This window comes from Lentzea xerophila (genome assembly GCF_051094245.1).
Lineage (GTDB): Bacteria > Actinomycetota > Actinomycetes > Mycobacteriales > Pseudonocardiaceae > Lentzea > Lentzea xerophila.
Window position 1 is genome coordinate 5,945,230 of sequence record NZ_CP194934.1, and the last position, 17,837, is coordinate 5,963,066.

20 protein-coding genes are annotated in these 17,837 nt (G+C 65.8%); 8 read left to right on the top strand and 12 right to left on the bottom strand.

Going from position 1 to position 17,837, the window contains the following annotated elements:
* Positions 1–429: 429 nt before the first annotated feature.
* Entirely contained in the window at positions 430–1,269 is an 840-nt protein-coding gene (locus ACRSBM_RS27955; RefSeq protein WP_434447615.1) for a hypothetical protein, read from the top strand.
* A 159-nt stretch (positions 1,270–1,428) separates the two neighbouring features.
* Here the strand turns inward: ACRSBM_RS27955 and ACRSBM_RS27960 are convergent, their stop codons facing one another.
* From ACRSBM_RS27960 to ACRSBM_RS27980, 5 genes are read right to left on the bottom strand one after another with little or no spacing between them, the layout of a single operon-like run.
* The gene (locus tag ACRSBM_RS27960) at positions 1,429–1,821 is read right to left on the bottom strand and encodes a YbaB/EbfC family nucleoid-associated protein (protein ID WP_434447616.1); all 393 of its coding nucleotides are present in this window, start codon (positions 1,819–1,821) and stop codon (positions 1,429–1,431) included.
* Between the two features lie 7 nt (positions 1,822–1,828).
* Positions 1,829–2,278 (bottom strand): hypothetical protein, encoded by a 450-nt coding sequence (locus ACRSBM_RS27965; RefSeq protein WP_434447618.1) that lies wholly within the window; start codon positions 2,276–2,278, stop codon positions 1,829–1,831.
* A complete protein-coding gene (locus ACRSBM_RS27970) occupies positions 2,275–3,714 on the bottom strand; it encodes a lipase family protein (RefSeq protein WP_434447620.1) in 1,440 nt (479 codons plus the stop codon). The genes ACRSBM_RS27965 and ACRSBM_RS27970 overlap by 4 nt, the downstream gene beginning before the upstream one ends.
* Positions 3,714–4,508: a hypothetical protein gene (locus tag ACRSBM_RS27975; RefSeq protein WP_434447622.1), complete on the bottom strand. Its 795-nt coding sequence runs from the start codon at positions 4,506–4,508 to the stop codon at positions 3,714–3,716. Before ACRSBM_RS27975 ends, ACRSBM_RS27970 begins: the two co-directional genes overlap by 1 nt.
* Complete coding sequence (locus ACRSBM_RS27980) at positions 4,505–5,023, bottom strand: WXG100 family type VII secretion target (protein ID WP_434447624.1); 519 nt, start codon at positions 5,021–5,023, stop codon at positions 4,505–4,507. The genes ACRSBM_RS27975 and ACRSBM_RS27980 overlap by 4 nt, the downstream gene beginning before the upstream one ends.
* Positions 5,024–5,272: 249 nt before the next feature.
* Here ACRSBM_RS27980 and ACRSBM_RS27985 point away from each other — a divergent pair, with 249 nt between their 5' ends.
* From ACRSBM_RS27985 to ACRSBM_RS28005, 5 genes are all read left to right on the top strand, one after another.
* A complete protein-coding gene (locus ACRSBM_RS27985) occupies positions 5,273–6,052 on the top strand; it encodes an ESX secretion-associated protein EspG (RefSeq protein ID WP_434447626.1) in 780 nt (259 codons plus the stop codon).
* Positions 6,053–6,144: 92 nt separating this feature from the next.
* Positions 6,145–6,543 carry a hypothetical protein gene (locus tag ACRSBM_RS27990; protein WP_434447627.1) on the top strand — a complete coding sequence of 133 codons (399 nt, stop codon included), beginning with the start codon at positions 6,145–6,147 and terminating at the stop codon, positions 6,541–6,543.
* Entirely contained in the window at positions 6,540–7,094 is a 555-nt protein-coding gene (locus tag ACRSBM_RS27995; RefSeq protein WP_434447629.1) for a DUF3558 domain-containing protein, read from the top strand. The genes ACRSBM_RS27990 and ACRSBM_RS27995 overlap by 4 nt, the downstream gene beginning before the upstream one ends.
* A gap of 37 nt (positions 7,095–7,131) precedes the next feature.
* Positions 7,132–8,592 carry a hypothetical protein gene (locus ACRSBM_RS28000; protein ID WP_434447631.1) on the top strand — a complete coding sequence of 487 codons (1,461 nt, stop codon included), beginning with the start codon at positions 7,132–7,134 and terminating at the stop codon, positions 8,590–8,592.
* A 41-nt stretch (positions 8,593–8,633) separates the two neighbouring features.
* Complete coding sequence (locus ACRSBM_RS28005) at positions 8,634–9,053, top strand: hypothetical protein (protein WP_434447632.1); 420 nt, start codon at positions 8,634–8,636, stop codon at positions 9,051–9,053.
* Here ACRSBM_RS28005 and ACRSBM_RS28010 read toward each other — a convergent pair.
* From ACRSBM_RS28010 to ACRSBM_RS28025, 4 genes are all read right to left on the bottom strand, one after another.
* Positions 9,050–9,496 (bottom strand): hypothetical protein, encoded by a 447-nt coding sequence (locus tag ACRSBM_RS28010; protein WP_434447634.1) that lies wholly within the window; start codon positions 9,494–9,496, stop codon positions 9,050–9,052. The two genes, ACRSBM_RS28005 and ACRSBM_RS28010, sit on opposite strands and share 4 nt — an antisense overlap.
* Complete coding sequence (locus ACRSBM_RS28015) at positions 9,493–10,413, bottom strand: helix-turn-helix domain-containing protein (protein WP_434447636.1); 921 nt, start codon at positions 10,411–10,413, stop codon at positions 9,493–9,495. The genes ACRSBM_RS28010 and ACRSBM_RS28015 overlap by 4 nt, the downstream gene beginning before the upstream one ends.
* 186 nt (positions 10,414–10,599) lie before the next feature.
* The gene (locus tag ACRSBM_RS28020; RefSeq protein ID WP_434447638.1) at positions 10,600–11,205 is read right to left on the bottom strand and encodes a 2'-5' RNA ligase family protein; all 606 of its coding nucleotides are present in this window, start codon (positions 11,203–11,205) and stop codon (positions 10,600–10,602) included.
* An 86-nt stretch (positions 11,206–11,291) separates the two neighbouring features.
* Positions 11,292–12,518 carry a helix-turn-helix domain-containing protein gene (locus ACRSBM_RS28025; RefSeq protein ID WP_434447640.1) on the bottom strand — a complete coding sequence of 409 codons (1,227 nt, stop codon included), beginning with the start codon at positions 12,516–12,518 and terminating at the stop codon, positions 11,292–11,294.
* A 268-nt stretch (positions 12,519–12,786) separates the two neighbouring features.
* Between ACRSBM_RS28025 and ACRSBM_RS28030 the strand changes: the two genes are divergently transcribed.
* A complete protein-coding gene (locus ACRSBM_RS28030) occupies positions 12,787–13,077 on the top strand; it encodes a zinc finger protein (protein WP_434447642.1) in 291 nt (96 codons plus the stop codon).
* A gap of 26 nt (positions 13,078–13,103) precedes the next feature.
* Complete coding sequence (locus ACRSBM_RS28035) at positions 13,104–13,814, top strand: helix-turn-helix domain-containing protein (protein ID WP_434447644.1); 711 nt, start codon at positions 13,104–13,106, stop codon at positions 13,812–13,814.
* Here ACRSBM_RS28035 and ACRSBM_RS28040 read toward each other — a convergent pair whose 3' ends face one another.
* From ACRSBM_RS28040 to ACRSBM_RS28050, 3 genes are all read right to left on the bottom strand, one after another.
* Positions 13,815–14,186, bottom strand: a complete 372-nt coding sequence (locus ACRSBM_RS28040; RefSeq protein ID WP_434447646.1) for a DUF6355 family natural product biosynthesis protein — start codon at positions 14,184–14,186, stop codon at positions 13,815–13,817.
* A gap of 109 nt (positions 14,187–14,295) precedes the next feature.
* The gene (locus ACRSBM_RS28045; protein WP_434447648.1) at positions 14,296–15,510 is read right to left on the bottom strand and encodes an FAD-binding protein; all 1,215 of its coding nucleotides are present in this window, start codon (positions 15,508–15,510) and stop codon (positions 14,296–14,298) included.
* Complete coding sequence (locus ACRSBM_RS28050) at positions 15,511–17,772, bottom strand: helix-turn-helix domain-containing protein (protein ID WP_434447650.1); 2,262 nt, start codon at positions 17,770–17,772, stop codon at positions 15,511–15,513.
* Positions 17,773–17,837 lie beyond the last annotated feature (65 nt).

The window sequence follows — 17,837 nt, forward strand, 5'->3', positions numbered from 1 at the left end:
CCGGAGTCCGTTTCGGCCGGATACACGCGAGGACGTGCCCTTCTCAGTCGCCACAGGCCGGCCAAACAGATCGCGGAGACACTCGAGCGCGGGCATGCCTTACGCGTTATCGCCAGTAGTTTGCACCTCGGTCGACGCCCTCTGGCGATCCCGCGTCACACGCAGGTCGTGCCCCTCTCCTGCCACGTGCCAGGTAAGCGTTACGTCGTCAAACCGGCCTCCACGCGGCGGTAGCGGACAAGTTCGACATGTAACGCCGGCGTGCCGGTCGATGATCTCTGATGATGGGAACCTGCGAGGTAGATTGTGGGTGGATCCGCTCGCCGACGACACGAAGTGCGCAGAGCCGCGGGCGTAGACGCCAATCCGCTCACGGCGTCGGCACTCCGGGACGCTCACGCCTCACGATGAACGCGCTGGAGGAAGAGCATGTGCCATGAGCACGTCGACTTCTACCTGGACACCGGGCAACTCGCCCGCTGGATCGGTTCGCTGGCCGAGATCTGCCACGTAGATATCCCCTCCCCCACAGACAAGTGCGCGGTGGACGTCAAGCTCGCGGCAGTGTTCGCTGCGGAACAGCGCGACCGGTACACGGCCGCCGTGGCCACGTTGCTCGACGACCGTGCCGCACAAGGCGACTTCGCCATCGCATCCGATCACCTCTCTGAGCCGAAGTGGCCATGGCGTGCAGCCACCAGCGCAGGGTGGTACGCGTGCACCTTCGCACGGGGTCGAGTCCTCATTTCCCGCGACGGCGGCCCATGGTCTGAACCCATCCTCCCTGTGGCCAAAGAGAATGCGACCTCCGAACCGCCTGCAGACCTGCCCGTTCTCGGCGACACAGAGCCGAAGACGGCGGACTTCGACTACAACTTCAAAGGGTTCTCGATTCCCATAACGCAGAAGATGCAGCCGATTCCTCCGACCTACCTCGAGCACCGAGCGAACGTCGCCGCAACCGTCGCCGACGCCACAGAACTGGTCATACGTCGGCGCTTGCCGCTGGCGGACCTCACAGCGGCGGCCATACGCAGCGTCGTGCGCGAGCTCATGCTGCCCGGCGGCGGTCCCCACCGGTACGTATTCCCAGAGAACGCGTCGTTCGCCTACGAGCGCGTGGTCACCTCGCTCAACTTCCTCATCGATGCCGATCGCTACGCCGAAAACAACAACCCTGAGGACGGCGAGAAGTTGCTCGTATCCGCCGCCGACGTTGCCGCGCAGGCTGTGACGGCCCACGGGACCAACCGACCTCGCCCACGGTGATGCCAGGACGAGCTGCAGGCGAAGGCCGAGCAGGCGGTCCAACCGATCGGCCGTGCGGCCATCACCCTCAACCAGACGTGTCGACCGGACGACGCATTGCTGTCAGGGTGGACCTGACAGCCGACGAGCGGGCCGAGTTGCGGGTGTGGTGAAACCGCGTCAGCGGCGGTAGATCGAGTTGTCGCTGAAGTCGTCGTCCTCGACTGGCTTCGGCTTCCTCGGTTCGGGCGTACCGAACGCAGGTACCGACACGTCGGTGTCCAGTTGCCCTGCCTGTCCGCCGACCGCGTTCCGGAACTCGCCGAGCACGTTGGCCGCAGCACCTTCCCTCGCCTGCCGCACCAGCTCCATGAGTTTCGCGGCGAGCTCCGGGTTCTGCGCGATCTTGAGATCGAGCAGGGCACCATTCGGCGCCACCGTCACGGTCAACGCCTTGTCCTCGGAGGTGACGGTCTGCCCCGCCTCCTCCAGGTTGCGGCGGAACGCGACTGCGTTGCGCTGCAGTTCCGCGGTTTTGGCCTCGAAGTCGGCCAGCCATTCGTCCGGGGTCATCGTCCACTCACCTCGTCGGCCTCGGTCCGTACTTCTCCAGCCCGACTTTCTCAGGCACGCCGACATCCTCGACTCGTATCGCCCTGTCCGTGGACAGGTCATCGTCCCTTGGTGGGTTGTCCGACGAGTACGCCGCGAAGTGCATCGACACCTTCCGGGTAGTACCAAGCCAATAGTCGCGCTCTGCGACTTCCCTCAGCTTGTCGATGACCTCGTCCGAGACCGACTCCGCGCGGATGACGACCTCGAGGGCCATGCGCTGCCCAGAGTCGACGCCGTGCGTGTAGTCGTACTTGGCGTCGACTACCTCGGGCATCTCCTTCCAGTCCGCCACGATCGTCTTGCCGACGTTGTCGACGTCCTCGTAGTACTCCACAAAGAGATTGCACCCGGACAGGAACCCGATCAGCACGACGAGCAGGCTGCCCAGGACTGCCGAACGCACTGCGGTGCTCACTTCACTCCCTCCCTTGCCACTCGATAAGTGCGCGTCTCAGAGCCCACCTGGCCTTGGGTGAACGCATCCGTGCTGTCGAGGAACCTTCGAACAGATGGATCCGAGCTCTGATCCAGTTGTGCCGCGACCGCGATGTAGTTCTGATCGACCCGCGGCTTGTCCGGGTTCTCCTTGTCGTACCGATAGCCGCCGATCTCGTGGTTGCCGCCGACGGAGCCGGTTTGGTTCTCGAAGGTGACCGTCGTGCGGTTCGCGGTGTTCGGGTTGTCGCTCGCATCGAGGTGCGGAACGACGTCACCCTTGTTCTCCAGCGACAACATCTGCACGTTGCCGGGAACATCGATCCGACCGACCGGCGAGCCGGCGGTGACGACGTGCGTCACGTTGTACCCGCTCGCGACGAGGTCGGTGGTGGACTGGGCGGCGACGATGCCGCCCTGACTGTGGCCGACCAACATCACCGGGACACCACTACCCTGTGCACCGACTTTGCGCAGTGCCTCCTCGATGCCCTGCTGCAGGACGGTGTTGTTCCCTGCCATCGCATCGATGTTGACGCCCGAGTCGTTCGCGCTCTTGGGATCCCACGGCGCGTTCCAGTCCTTGGTGCCGGGGATGTCGACCACGTAACCGGTCACGTTCCCGTTGGCGTCCTTGATGATCCGCACATCGATGTTGCTCTTCTCCTTGTCGGTGGGGCTGTTGCGCTCGTCGAGCCCTACCAGGATGTCGCGCAGGCTGTGCGGTCCCATGTCCGGGTGGATCTTGCCGTCGGTGAGGACCGCCTTGCCGTCGGCATAGGTGGAGGCGAGCAGGTCCAACGTGGTGGCCAGATCGACGGGCACACCGAGAGACGACAGCATGCCGGGCGACATGCCGATCAGCGTGTCGACCATGCCGGGGTGGTCGACCAGCCACTTCTGCCAGTCGCCGTCGTAGTTGGCGTACACGTCCGCGGCGATCGCAGTACCTGTTGCGAGTCCAGCCGCGACAACACCGCCTGGTGCCGAAGCGACCGCCAAGCCCGCCATCCAACGGGACGCGTCGAGCCCCCTGGCCGCGAGTTCGTCCGCGGCCTCGTACGCCAGTTTCGTGGCACGAAGCGCGTCGCCGCGCAGGCCGATGGCCGCAGACGTGGCGGTGAGACCGTTGGGCCCGTCGAGTGCCATCGCCATGGCCGCCTCGAACTTCGCCACCCCGGACGGGTTCAGCAGAGCTGAGGCCAGCACATCAGGCTCGACGAGGAACTTGTGCCCGGCCATGGCGGTCTTGAGCGTGTCATCGGCGACCTCGCCGGTGAGGACGCTCATCGCCACGAGGTCCTCGCCCTTGGCCCGGAACCCGCCCGCGCCACCGCTGATCTGGATGTCGGCGACCGGGGCAATGTCCACTTCCCGTCCCGCCGGACCGCCAGGTGCCGCAGGTTTGTCGCGCATCACAGAGCTCCCGCCACTGCCGGGGCGACCCACGTGCCCAGATCCTCACGAGCAGCCGGTTCCAGCCGCACCATCCGACGTCCCGAACCATCCGGTTCGGGATCGAGACCACTCCAACCACCGTCGGTGTGCACCCAGCTGACCTGAGACGTCATCCCGTTGCGACCGACGACAAGACACCGCAATGCCCCGTCCGTCTCGGTAGCTACCTTCTGCGCGAGCGCGGCCTCGCCGCCAGACAGACTCAATGCGGCGACGACAGCGGCTGGACCACCGGGGTCGGCATCGCGGAACAACCGGGCGGCGCCCATCTCCTGCAACGCCGCGAGCGGCAGCCGACCGCGCAACGGCGTCGGTTCAGGTCCTCCCCCGCCCAGACGTGACTCGACACTGGATTCGACGTCCTCGCCCTCCGGGGGAACGGCCCGGATCAGCTCCTTGCCCAGATCCGCTGAGGCGAACATCGACATCTCCACCGCGCCGTCGCCCAGCTCGAACAGCGACGCGCCCAACGGGCCGGAGATCGCGTGCATGCTGTGCAAGCCCTTGTCGCCGATCGCAGCGACCGTGTCCAGCATGACCATCGGCAACGCCAGGATCTCCAGGTTCTTCACCACCGACCGGTGGACCTCGCCACCCACACCATCGACCACCCGCTTCTTGATCAGCCCCGACTCAGCAGACCCGATGTCGGCGGACGGCATCCACGCCGGCGGCAGCTCGACACTCGTGCGCTCGACCAGATACGCCAACTCACCCGCGGTGAGCACCAGCCGGTGCGGTGCCGGAGTCACGCGGGCACCCCCTGCCCACGCAAATACTCGCCAGCCTCCAGCCACGCCTTGTCACCAGCCGGCGGCAGGTTGTCCGGCCCCCATTTCCACCCGGTCCACGGCGGCTGCGGAGGCGACGGCGGCTGACTACCGCCGAAACCCAACACGTCCGCAACGCCGTTCGCGAAATCCCTGGCCGCCTGGTTGAACGCGTCCACAGCACGGTTGAACCTGTCGATCGCGCTGGTGAACCAGCCCACGACGGCCTCGGAGATCCTCTTGATCATCGCGATCAGCTCGCGGACCTCCTGCGCGTGCCGGCGCAGCAGCGCGGCCGCCTCGGTCAGCCCGTCCGCTGCCTTCTCCAGCTGCCGCCGGTCACCACCGACGGTCTCCCGGCAGCGCTCGGCTGCCACTGAATGCCATTCCATTTTCCGCGCGTCGTCGTCGAGCTTCTTGGCGCGATCCCGCACACCATCAGCGCGCTTCTCGATCTCGCCCGCGATCCGATCCAGCTCGTCCGGGTTCCCGTACATGCCCCTCCACCCCTCACTCACAGCGAGCGAATCATGACAGGTGGTGGACGTGCACGCCCTTCACCCGGAATTGCGTGCTTCTACCTATCCCCGATGCCGATGTTGAACGCGATCTACTCACGGACCGTAGTGATCAACCCCTCAAACAGGGTCAACCCGTCCCGTAACGCTCCGTAGACGACAGGTCGACTGGCAGTATGACTGCCGGTCACGCACCGTGGGAGCGGTGTTCGGGGAGGGAAGATCCACGTGTCAGGGGAGATCGTCTGCTCGTTCGTCGAACTCGACGTGCTGGGCGTGGCGCTGAGGCTCGACGTCCGGCAGTTCCCGTTCTCGATTCCGCACTTCGCAATGGAAGCGGAAGAGCGGCTCAGGTTGGGACAGGTTGCGCAGGATGATCTGGTCGCGCGCGGGTTGATCCACAGTGACAACTTCGCTCCTGAACTTGTGCAGGCGCTGAACGTGTACGCGCGTGGGCGGGTCGCCATCGCCATGCGTGGCGTCGCCGACCAGGAACAGCACCTTGCCCTCGCGGTGATCGACGACCATGTCGGCGTGCTGGCAGTGCAGCAGGGCGAGGCATTGCGGTTCGAACTGACACAGCCCGGCTCGGTCATCCGCAGGCTCATCGGACTGTTGCCACCGCTGTCCGCGGGGCCGGGCACCTCTGTCACCGTTACCGCCAAAGCCGCGCCGATCAGGCGGCGACGAGCCGAGGAGGACTTCTCCGACTTCACCTTCACCTCGACCGTACGAGCAGCCGGACACTCGCCGGCAGCACAGCGAGCGGTGGCGGAGGACATCCTGCGACACCCCCGGCTAGGTGGTGGCGACTTCCTTGTCACCGTCCGCAGCCGCAACAGCCGTCAAAGCGCTCCGGTGACGATGAACTGGCTGGACACGCAGGTCGGCCGCTTCGCCGTGCTCAACAGCACCGATCCAGACGGACGGCTCCAGGCGACGTACACGCCCGCTGATCTCGCGGCACTCGACCGTCACCTAACCCAGATTGTGAGGTCGGTGTCTTGAAGGAACCGACGCCGCTGGTTACACGTCGGAATCACCGGACACGGTGAGCGACGAATTGCTAACGTTGGGACACCTGTCAGGGAGGGGCAGCTGTGGCTGACATCTGGTCGAGCGTGAGCGGCTTCGGCGACGCACTGAACAGCTTGAAGGCTGTCGGCGCAGCTGGCGGCTGGGCCATCAACGAATCCGGTGGCCAAGCCTTGATCTCTGCAGCTCAGGACCTGCATGACGAGCTCACGGAACTCCTCAACCAGACGGACCAGCTCGCTGAGGAGCTACCACTGGGCACGACGCCTGCCGCCCAGGTCTACAAGCCGTATCAAGCGACGATCGCGAGTGATCCCCATCAGGGTCTGATCATCGTTCTGAAGAAGCTTCAAGAGCAGGCGCTCGAGTTCAGGACAGAGGTCGAGAAGGCGATGTCGGCCTATCAGTCTGCGGACGAAGGCGGACAGCAGGGCATCAAGAAGGCCGGCGGGCCTGCCGCATGAACACCGAAGGAATGCTTGTGATATCACGCATTGGCGTGCTCGTCGCCGCAGGCGCGCTGACTCTCGCCGCGTGCACCAACACCAACGGCACCGCGCGCCCGGCCCCCGAGACGACAAGTACGCCGACGAGCGCCGGCAGTCCGACCACCTCGAGTGCAAGCAATGGTGCGCTCGCCGACACGGATCCCTGCGCTCTCGTAACGACTGGCGAGGCAACTGAGATCGGGACTGAAGGATCTCCAAAGCGCCAACAGGTTGGAACAGCGGACAGCTGTACGTGGAAGAAGTCGGGTGCGGTGGTCTCCGTGGGCATTCGAACCAACCTCGGGCTGGCGCAGACGCAGGCGAGCGGTGGTCAAATCGCGGACATCAGTGTTGGTGGTCGTGAAGCCAAGCAGGTCAGCGGACGGTCCTCGGGTAGTTGCCTGGTCGTTCTCGGAGTGTCGGCCTCATCGCGTGTTGATGTGACCGTCACACCTCCTGCCACTGGGGGCGACGCTTGTCCGTTGGCATTGGCGTTCGCCGAGAAGATCGAGCCGAAGTTGCCGTGAGGCACTTGTCCTGACTGTGGGTTGAAGGAGCGCAGGGATGAACGAGGGGCCGCGCGGTCAGTCTGGTGACGTCTATTCGCGGTACGGGCTGCAGCGTCATGGCGAAGTACAGACCGGACAGCAGATCCATGAGCAGGTCACCGCGCTGAACCTTGCGACGCACGGGCCGATCATGGGCGCCTTGATGGCCGTGGTGCAGGGCAGCGGCCAAGTCGACGACCTGTTGGACGGGCAGGCCGTGAGCCTGCGCAACCGGGGCCTGTCGACCCGCCAGGCCCCGGCCGCTCCTGGCGTGCACTACCTCGGCATCCCGCACCGGCAGCTGCACGAGATGGTTACCAATGGCGTCGACCCCGGCACGGTGGGCGCGGCCGGCGACACCTACACCCAGATCGGCAACAAGCTCACCGCCTTCCAGGACCGGATCGCCCGCGCGATCGGCAGCAGCGAGTCGGACTGGAGCGGCAAGGCCGCCGACCAAGCCCGCAACGCGGTCGCCGGCCTGGGCAACAAGGCTTCCGAGGCCGGGACAGCGGCGCAGCTCGCGGGCACGCTGATCACGCAGCAGTCGCGGGCATTGAGCACTGCGAAGTCCACCGTGCCACCGCCACCCGCCACTCCATACGACCCCGCAGAGGCGAACGCCAGGCGGATGGCGATCACCGACCCAATCCTGTACGTGCAGCAAGCGGCAGCTGACATGGCCGCCTACCAGGAGCAGAAGAAGCAGCACGAGGACGCGGCGCGTGCGGTGGAGACCTATGACCGTACGGTGACGCAGACCGCGGCAGCCCAGCCCGCGTTCGCGCCCGCTCCTCCGGCGCCGCAGCCCCAGCCTCAACCCGAGCCCCAGCCGCGGCCCCCGATCGGCATCGGCGACTCCAACGGCCGCGGGCTCACGCCACCGCCGCAGGTCGGCGACACGACCAACACGGCGTGGTCAGCGCCGCCGGTCACCAACACCGGCGGGAACACCACCAACACCAGCGGACTGGGCGGTGGCCAGAACAACCTCGGTCTGGGCGGCAACCAGCTCGGCGACGGCAACAACAACCGCGGTGGTGGACTCAACCCCGGATTCCTGCCCGGCACCGGACCCGGCGACAAGGGGGTCGGCCGGACCGGTGGACCCGGCGGTACGGGGGCCGGCCGCGGCGGCACCAACACCGGCACCGGCGGCGGACGCGTGCCCGGCGGCACAGGACCCGGCAATCCCAACGCTGCAAAGGGATTTGGCCCCGGCGGGTCTGCTGGTGTGCTGCCCGGCGAGGGTGCTGCAGGTCGTGGTGGCGCCGGTGCCGGTGGTGCGGCGGGTGGCCGCGGCGGCGCGGGTGCCGGCGCGATGGGTGCCATGGGAGCCGGTGGCCCGAAGGGCAAGGGCGAGGAAGATCTCGAGCGGACCACGCCGTCGTATCTGCTGGAACCGGACCCGGACGAGACCTTCGGCAGCAACGAGATGGTCGCACCGCCGGTGATCGGTGACTGGAGCGACCAGTAGATCGCCCAGTGTTCGGGTGGCGGCAGCCTGAGGACGGCGTGGTGGTCGGGGTGTTCCCGCACCACCGCGTCGCCTATCTACGGCGCGAACTGAGCGCCCTCCAACGTCTGGTCCGCAAGCGCCTGGACACCATGCCGCTCCGCCAGCCGTTCGACGACGTGGGGTTGGAGATCTCAGCGCAGCTGCCTGACGATCCTCAGTTGCGGGTGCTTCTGGAGCACTGCAACAACAGTGATCCTGATCGGCTCGTGCAGTGGTGGGAAGCCGACCTGTGGCGCGAACTCGAAGCGCACGTACAAGTTGCCCTGTCGGCGCGCTCGCAGTCGTCGCCGAGTACCGGTTCGGCGGTCCGGGTGACGAAGAGCTGCGGCCACCTGGCTGGGTCAGCGGGTGGCTGCGGCATGTGTCGTGTCGTTGGCCTGGTCGGCCAGTTCTGCCTAGCTCCCGAACGTTCCCATTAGCCCTGCGCTGCTCGGAGCACAGCGTCGGCCACAGCGGCGAAACTCGGTATCGGCGCTGCGAACGGCCCGGTGATCCAGCGCAACTCGTGACGTCCGAACCTGCTGGGCGGTAGGTCGACCGATCGGCCGGACCGGATGTGGTCGACACCTCGCACGGCCAACTCCGGAAGCGTCGGCCCGGTGTGCGGCGTCGTGACGAACGTCCAACGAACACCGTGGTCATCGGACGCCTCGAAAACAGGGACCGACCGATCCAGCAGATTCCACGCGCGAATGCCGAGTTCTTTCGGCATGTCGAGGGCTTCGACTTCACGTCCGACAACGAGCCAGACACCTGAGCCATACACACCAACGGTCCAGCGGTGATCGTCCTGATAGGACTGTGCGGCAGCTTCGAACTCGGTCTGCGGCCCTTCAGCTCCGCCGATTCCCAAGCGGGTCATGAGGATTCACCTTGCGCGTGAGCCGAATCAACTTGTGACGCCAACCAGTCACGTCCCTCGTTCACGCAGCCGCTGGCCGACAGTGCTTCTCCAAGGCGAGCTATCACAGCCCTCGACCGCTCTGCGTCCAGGCTGCTGTGGTCGAGGGAACGGATTACCGCCTCGTAGCCCTTGATCGCAGCCTTCTCCTCAACGAAGAGGGTGGAGTTCTCGTTTCTCAGGCACACCAGTGGCTCGTACTTGGCGAAGGTCAGCTGGGTGAACGGCCCCTGCATGCCCGCGTGCGCTCCGATCGCCGCGGGCACGATTCGAAGGGTGATGTTCGAGCGCACCGCCATCCGCAGCAGGTGGTGCACCTGCTCAGCCTGGACGTCACGGCCACCGACCGGCAGGCGCAACGCGAGTTCGTGGAGGAAGAAGGTGCTCTGCAGACCCGGCCGGAGGAGGGCCTGCTGCATTTCCAGCCCGGCCTTCACTCGCTCCTCCAACTCGCCGACAGTCACGTTGGCGGAGGCCGTGATCACCGCACGCCTATAGGAGTCGGTCTGTAGGAGATCCGGCACCATGTGCGTCTGCCAGCTGATCAGTGTCTTGGCCACCGCCAGGTTTTCGACGAACGTACGAAGACGGACGGGCTCACACGTGCCGTGCTGCTGCCACCAGCCTTTGATGCGTGTCTCCGGAAAGAGCTCCATGAGGTGATCGCGTTCGGCAGGCTTGGTGCGGCAGATGCCGAGCAGGAGAGCCAACTCGACTTCGCTGGAGCCTCCCTTGCCGTTCACCAGTTCCGAGAGCTTGGCCTCGTCCCAGTCTGCGAGTTCGGCCGCTGCACGCGAAGAGAGACCTGCACCTGCGATGGCCGCTCGCAGTCCATCACCGAACTCACGACCTCGCGCCGTGGAGTTTCTTTTCGGCATTGCGGAATTCCTTGCATCAGCTGGAGATCTGTCGTGCCTGGACGAACCACAGCAGACCGTCCAGCCACCGTCCACACCAGCTCACGCTTGCCGCAGCGATGTTGCAGGGATGTCGTATCCATCCGGATTGATCAGCAGAAATGCCAACGACAAGCTGAGGTCACACGATTGGGTGTTTCCTGCCGTTCAACGCCCAGCCAAGTCCAGTCTGGCCAGCTCGTCGTAACGATATGCCCGCCCGTCCCGTCGCAGCTCGACCAGCGAGACAGCTTCAACGGAAGTCGCCGCGGGACGGAGCGCCCGCAGACGGCTCACCAGCGGCAACAGATCAGGAACCGGCACGGTTTGGTTGCAGTACGCGATGCTCAGGTGCGGCCGAAAGTCCTTGGTATGCATGCGATCTGCGTCGCCGAGCACGTCCTGAGTCGCCTCTGCCAACGTGCGGTGCAGCTCCAGCAAAGGCAACCACGGTGCGACCGTGAACCGGAGTGCGCCGCGCGAACCGGCCAAGGGGCCGACGTCGAGAGCGAACGGTGCCAACGGCTTGCACTTCAGCTTGGCGATCTCGACGAGTCGGTCCACAGTGGCTCGTGTCGTCTCGTCCGTGAACGCCACGCGTCCAACGGTCAGGTGCAGCGCGTCGTGCGGTACGGGATCGAAGTCCGGCCGGATCAGTTCGGTCTGGCATCGGTCGGCGAGGTCCTGCACGGCCTGATCGTCGTGGAACGACAGCATCCAGTGATACGTGCGGCGTCCCTGTGACCAGCCCGGTCGATCCCAATGGTTCTGCATGAAGTCGACCTGGCGGAACGCCTGCCAGTCGTGCGCTCGCAGGATCTCGGCGTTCTCGACGTCAGTCGGCGGATCCGGCGGGAACGTCACCGCCCGATCTCCTTCGTCGACTTCTGCCATTCACGCACAGTGTCAACGAAGTTCGAGGCGGCCTGCCCACAGCCTCGTTGTTGAAGACTTACTGCCAGTTCTTTGGCCCTCGCCGCAACGGAGGCAATCGGCTTCGAGGCCGAGATCTCGAGCGCCTCCACACCGACGGCTGCTGCATGCTCGAGATCAGCACGGGCATGCATCGTGAGGGCGGTTGCCTCGTCCAGCTTGATGAGCGAGCGGCTCCAGTCGGAGTCCGAGGCCTCCACGACAGGCCCCAGATCCTTGGTCAACTTCAGCACTTGCACGTAGTCCCCGACGGCAAGGCACGCCGTCGCAGCGTTGGCCGCAGTGCGCGCCCAGCCGTACGGCTCCAGATCGATGCACGAGGTCATACCGACCGGGCCGTCCGCTCGCTCCGCGATATCAAGCGCTTCGCCCAGTGCCCGTTGCACTGTTCGCCGGTCGCCGAGCTTTCCAGCGGCCCGAGCGACACCGTTCGACAGCAACCGGATGCGCTGCCGACTCTGACCCGCGAGTTCCACGCCGGCTTCGGCCAGATCGAGAGCCTCTTTGTACCGTTTGCGGTAGTAGGCCGCGAAGCTTTGCGTGCCTCTCACCCACGCCAGCATGGCGTTGTCGTTCAGTGCTGTTGCGAGCAGCGCAGCCTCAAGCGCGAAGTTTTCGGCCTCCGTGAAGTTGCTCAGATTGACGGACATGTACGCCAGCAGCGCGGCCTGCTGAGCGCTCAACCGGGTCAGCGCCATTCGGTCGTCATCGGTGGACACACGCGACCCGAGCTGCTGACTGAGCCGCCGAAGACTCAACAGCTCCGGAGCAAGGCGCTGCGGCCCTTCCTGTTCATACCGTGCGACAACGCCCTTCGTGTAGATGGCGACGGTATTCAGGGTTTGGCTCGGGCCGAGCACGTCGATCAGTCCGGCGGCAGGGTGGGCCGGAGAGGCGGGCATCCAATCAGCGGGATTCGCGTCGGCTCCATCCGCCGCAGCCGCTGGTTCTGGGAGTGCAAGGATCGCGGCGAGCTCCCGCTGGGTGACACCAAGAGCACGCGCCAGACGCGGTTGAGTGAGCGGTTCCGGCGCTGAGCGGCCGCTCTCCCACCGCCATACCGCGCTGCGATCGGCTCCTACCTCCGCAGCCAACGACTCCTGCGTGAAGCCCGCGGCCTTACGCAGGTTCACGAGGTCGTGTCGTTGTGCCACCTCGCCTCCCCGGCTCCGATCGACGTCAATTGCCTTGTGGATCCTATCTGTGTCCACCCGAAGAACCGCGGTTCCCTCCAAGAGGCTTCATTTTCACCCGATTGGGGCATCAAACCGTTTCCGCAGGTCAACGAGGCCAGATACGACATACATGTCACATCGGCACGGAATCGATGACGTGGTTCTTTCATCAAGCTCGGTTTTGGCTGGGTCACCACCAACAACGGCTGCGCTGTTCGCGCAACGACATCACAGAAGGTGATCAGGCATGGGTCGTTGCTACAAATGGCAGCCCCATGAAGGGGCTCGGCACGCGATACCTCGGGAGCTCACTATCAACGACGTGGGCCAGACCCTGTGCGACATAGAGGTTACGGCGCGGTCCGACGAGTGGCCAGACGAAGCACGGTGCTGGCCCACGTGCCCTGAATGCGATCTGGCTTGGCGAGAACATGAACAGATCCTTCCGTGGCCACGCGGCGCCAAGGCTCCGAGGACCAACCAGCAGGCCGACCCACCGGCTCCCGCGGTCAACGCCGGAATGGCCCAGCGGGCATGACGACCCCGCACGTTCCTGCGTGAACCATGAGGATCGCTGACAGGGTTGCCAAGGACGAGCGTCTGTCGTGGGATCGCAAGGGTGGCGTGGTCCTCGCAGCGTTCCTCGAACGCATCTGCACCGAGCACACGGTGGCGCGGCTCGTAGAGCTGACACGGCTCACCGACTCCGACGTGCTCAACCAGCTACGCCGCTTCACCAAGGTGAGACTGCTGAGCCGGCGTACAGACCTGGAAGTGTTCCCCGCCGAAGATCACTTCTGGCTGCCGGTGGAAAGTGTTCCGCGGGCACGCGCGCTGCTGCAGCAGGCCGATGACGGTGACTTCAGGGAGCTGGCTGGAGAACGCGGTCTCGACATCGACCGCGCCCTGGGCGACTTCTCCACGCAACAGTCCTATCCCGTCGCACTCGGCAAGGCTCTGCGCGACGCCCGCGTTGCCATCGGGTGGAGTCAAGCAGGCGTCGCGGCAGAGGTACCAACCGTGTCAGGCCCGAGGTTGTCCCAGATCGAGAACGGGCATGCACTCCCCACGCTGATCGCGCTGGCTGAACTCGCCCTGCTGTACAAGCTCGATCCGGTCGACCTGATCGTGCACGCGGCGTGCCACTCCAAGGCCGACAAGCAGGTTCAAGCATTGAAGATCGCCGAGCCGACGTTTCGAGCGGTGCTCACGCACAAGTTCGCGGAACGGCGTTTCCGTGAGCTGGCGCGAACGAAGCCGCACCGACGCCAGTGATCAGACGCGTGGCTGACTGAGCGAGCACCTCTGGTCGTCGGGCGGACCAGTGAGGTTTGGTGGTGTGGTGACGTAGTAGGCGTTGATGATCTCGTGTTGCCCGTCCTTGTAGAAGGGGCGTTGCCCCCAGGGCTCGATACACGAGGCGCCGGTGTTGCCACTAGTCCAGTGGAACTTGATGAGGATGAAGCTGTTACCGCAGTGGTAGTAGTGCCCGGTGAGTTCGCCTTGTGGCGGGTTGAGATCGTAGAAGCCGCAGTATCGAGGCATGACCGCGGCTGACGAATCGCCGCTGGCGTCGATCATTCCGACCGCGGTCGCGGCGAGAAGCATGCCTGCCGCACTGAGTGCGCGTGCGATGTCCGCGTTCATTAGTGAGCTCTCCTTCGCTGAAGTGGTTGGTGCACTTCAGTTTTGAAGAGTCCACAGCGGACGGACAAGGTGTCTTCTGTATCGCGGTGAACAAGAGACAGAAGACGGTCTACGGCAGCGGTTCGAGGTAGAGCTGTCCGCCTGCTCGGAGAGCGTTGGTGACGAGGACATCGTTTGCCGTCTGCATCGCGGCTACGACTTGAGGTGCGCCTGCTGGTGCGTAGCGGAGCGCGGCGACGAGGAACACGATGTCGTCGTTGGGTCGCGCGATCCGTGGCGTGGTGATGCGATCAGTGCGCAACGGGTAGGCGAGCACGAGACCGAAGTCGCTGTACAGATCGGCGCCGAGTTCGGTGTGGCGCAGCAGTTCGGCGGCGGCACTGCTGGGCAGCAGCAGGTTGCACCACGGGTGCGGAGAGTCCCACAAGCCAGCATCCCGGAGGAGGGGTTCGCCCTCGGCGAGCCGGTTGACGAAGTCCCAGTAGCTCGCGGTTCGGGTGTCGGCGTCGCGGAACGCGAGGCCGTCGAGGCGGCCGTGTCCGGCGGAGACGCCGGTGAACGTGACCGCTTCCAGTTCGGCAACACGCTGACCGTCGCGAATCTTGAGCTGTCCTTCGACATAGTCGAAGGGGCCAGCAGTAACAAGGTGCTGCTGGTCGGCGACGAGCTGGTCGACGGTGTCGTAGTGAAGTTTGTGCCACGTCACGGTGTCCGGAGCCGGGACAAGGCGCAGGCTCGCGCGGGTGATGATGCCGCTGCGGCCTCGACCGGCGCGCACCGCGTCGAACACCTCACGGTTGTAATCCGGACCGCAGGACACGACGGCACCGCTCGGGGCAACGACTTCGAGGCCGAGGACGTTGTCGGTCTGCGCACCATGGTGGTGGCTCGCACCGCCGAGACCACCGACCGAGATCGTGCCGCCGACCGTCAGTTCCAGATAGTCAGTGAGCACAGGTGGAGTCAGGCCTCGAGGCAGGGTCGCTCGGAGCACGTCGCTCCACCGCGCACCCGCATCGACGACCACGCGGTCGGAACGTACTTCGTGAATGTCGTTGAGCTGGTTCATGTCGACAACCACACCGCCCGGCGCCTGAGCCTGTCCGCCGGTCGAGTGGCCCTGTCCGCGAGGCACGACCTGGAGACCATGCTCTCGGCCGTACCGAACCAGCGTGCTGATGTCGGCGACGGTGGCGGGTCGCAGCACCGCTACGGGTAGGCGGTGAACAACGCCGCCGTAGTCGCGCGCGGCCCAGCTGAGCGCGTCCTGGTCGGTGTCGAGGGTGCCGGCCAGCTCAGGCAGGGCCGCAAACGCTTGGGACACTTATCGATTCTCCTTCAAGCTGTCGATCATCTGCTGACGTAGCCGCGTCGCGGTGGGCTCGATGTTGCCGTTGAGCAGCTCCGCGGCGGCTGACCACGCCTCGTGAGCGGCGTGTTGATTGCCGCGGTCGGCCTGCAGGTCGCCGATGCGGCTCTGGACATGGGCCTGACTCCACACATCGCCGACGTGGTGAAAGGTGGCCAGCGCATCGTCGAGGTGTTGCAGGGCGAGGTCGTACTCGTTCGTCGACTCGGCCAGGCCTGCAAGCAGGGTCGACGCGCATCCCGACGACATGAAGTCCTCCGCCTCGTCGAGGGTCTTCCTGACGCAGGTGAGCAGCTCACGTGCTTCGGCGGTCGCGCCGAGAGCGGCCCGCGCCATCGCGAGGTGCGCGGTCGCTACGGCGTGCTCCCAGCTGTCGCCTGCTTCGTCGCTGATCCGGCGAGCGGTTTCACAATGCGCGACCGCGGTGTCGTAGTCGCCGAACTGGCAGTGGGCACGTCCGAGGCCGACATGGCCGGCCGCGATGCCGCTGCGGTCGTCCAGTTCGGCGCGGATGGTCATCGCCTCCCGGTAGAGCTCGATCGACGAGGCGGCGTCGCCTGCATCGATGCCCGCGTCGGCCAGCGTTTCCAGCATCCACGCCTCGGCGTCACGGTGCCCGCCCTGGCGTGCCATCGCGAGCGCGTCCCGCAAGGCGGGCACCCACCATGACCATGCGCGCCGGTGGAACAGCATCTCGTTGATCACCACCGGCAGGTAGGCCACGGCGGTGATGTTCCACTGCGCTCCGCACCGGACCAGCCGGACGAGCAGTCGCAGCTCGTTCTCGAACCAGCGGATGGCGTCCGCCAGCCGCCGGAATGTCAACGTTGTCACATTGTGGCTGGGCAGGTCGATTGGACGCCGGGGCCGGGAAGGCCAGAGCAGTCGTGTTGCTGCTGCTCCGGTGCGCAGGTAGGAGTCGATCAGTCGCTCCAGGGCGGCGATGTTGGTCTCGTGCGGATTGTGCTCGAGAGCGAGTTCGTGGGCGTAGGAGTGGACGAGGTCGTGCATCACGAACTGGTCCTGTGCGGTCAACTCGATCAGGTGCACGCTGGCCAGGGCGGACAGGTGGCCCAACGCGGATGAGGGCGGGAGATCGGTGAGTGCCGCGGCGGCCTCGACGCGGATCGGCCCGCCGGGATGCAGCCCCAACAGCCGGAATGTGGCCGCCATATCGGCAGGCAACGCGTCGTGGGAGTAAGACAGCACCGTCCGCACGGCGAGGGTGTCGTCGACAGCGAACACGTCCAGTGGCTGGCGCCGGGTGAGTTCGTCCGCCAGCGCGCGCAACGGTGTGTTCGGCAGGAGGCTCGCGCGTTCCGCCGCGATCCGCAAGGCGAGCGGCAGGCGTCCGGCACGGTCGGCGATGGCATGCGCCGCGGCGGGGTCGGCATCGAGCCGTGGCCCGACCACCGACCGGAGAAGCTCGTAGGCCTGGTCAGCCGACATGGGCTGCACGGTGATGCGGACCGCGCCTTGGTGCACGACCGCGCCTGACAGGCGGCTGCGGCTGGTGATCAACGCGAGCGAGGTCGGCGAGCCCGGCAGCAGAGGAAGGATCTGCTCGGCGTCGAAGGCGTTGTCCAGCACCACCAAGGTTCGGGTGCCCTCCAGGAGAGTGCGGTACATGGCCGCCCGGCCACCAAGATCACTCGGGATTTCCGCAGGGGTGGCGCCGAGTGAGAGCAGGAAGGCGCCGAGCACGACCGCGGGATCCTCGGGTGGGCCCGCGGAGTAGCCGCGCAGGTCGGTGAACAGCACGCCGTCCGGGAAGTCCGCGGCGATCTCGTGCGCCCAGGTGACCGCGAACGCGGTCTTGCCCACGCCGGCTGGGCCGTCGATGGCGATCACGCCTTCGTGCACGAGCAGGGCGACCTCGGCCTCCTCGATCACCTCCCGACGAGGTACGAAGCCGCGGACCGCCGCCGGCAGTTGCGCGGGACGCACGCGCTCGCGCGTTGTCCGGGAGCGCGGCTTCGGCACGGCAAGCTCGGCGAGCCTGCCGCTCGCGCCAAGCGCGCCGTCGATCGCTGCGGCGACCTCGGGGCTGGGCACGCTGCGGCCGTGTTCGAGGTTGCTGAGATAGCCCCGGCTCACGCTGGACTCGGCACTGAGTTTGGTCAGCGATTTGTCCTGTGCATCCCGCAGCTCGCGCATTCGCTGCCCGAAAGTCTGGTCATTCGTTTGGATATGTTCTGTCTTCTGTCTTCTGTTCAACGCGATACAGCTCCCCCCTAGCGATCCCCTCCTGAACCTGCCAACACTGAAGGTTGTCAACAGAC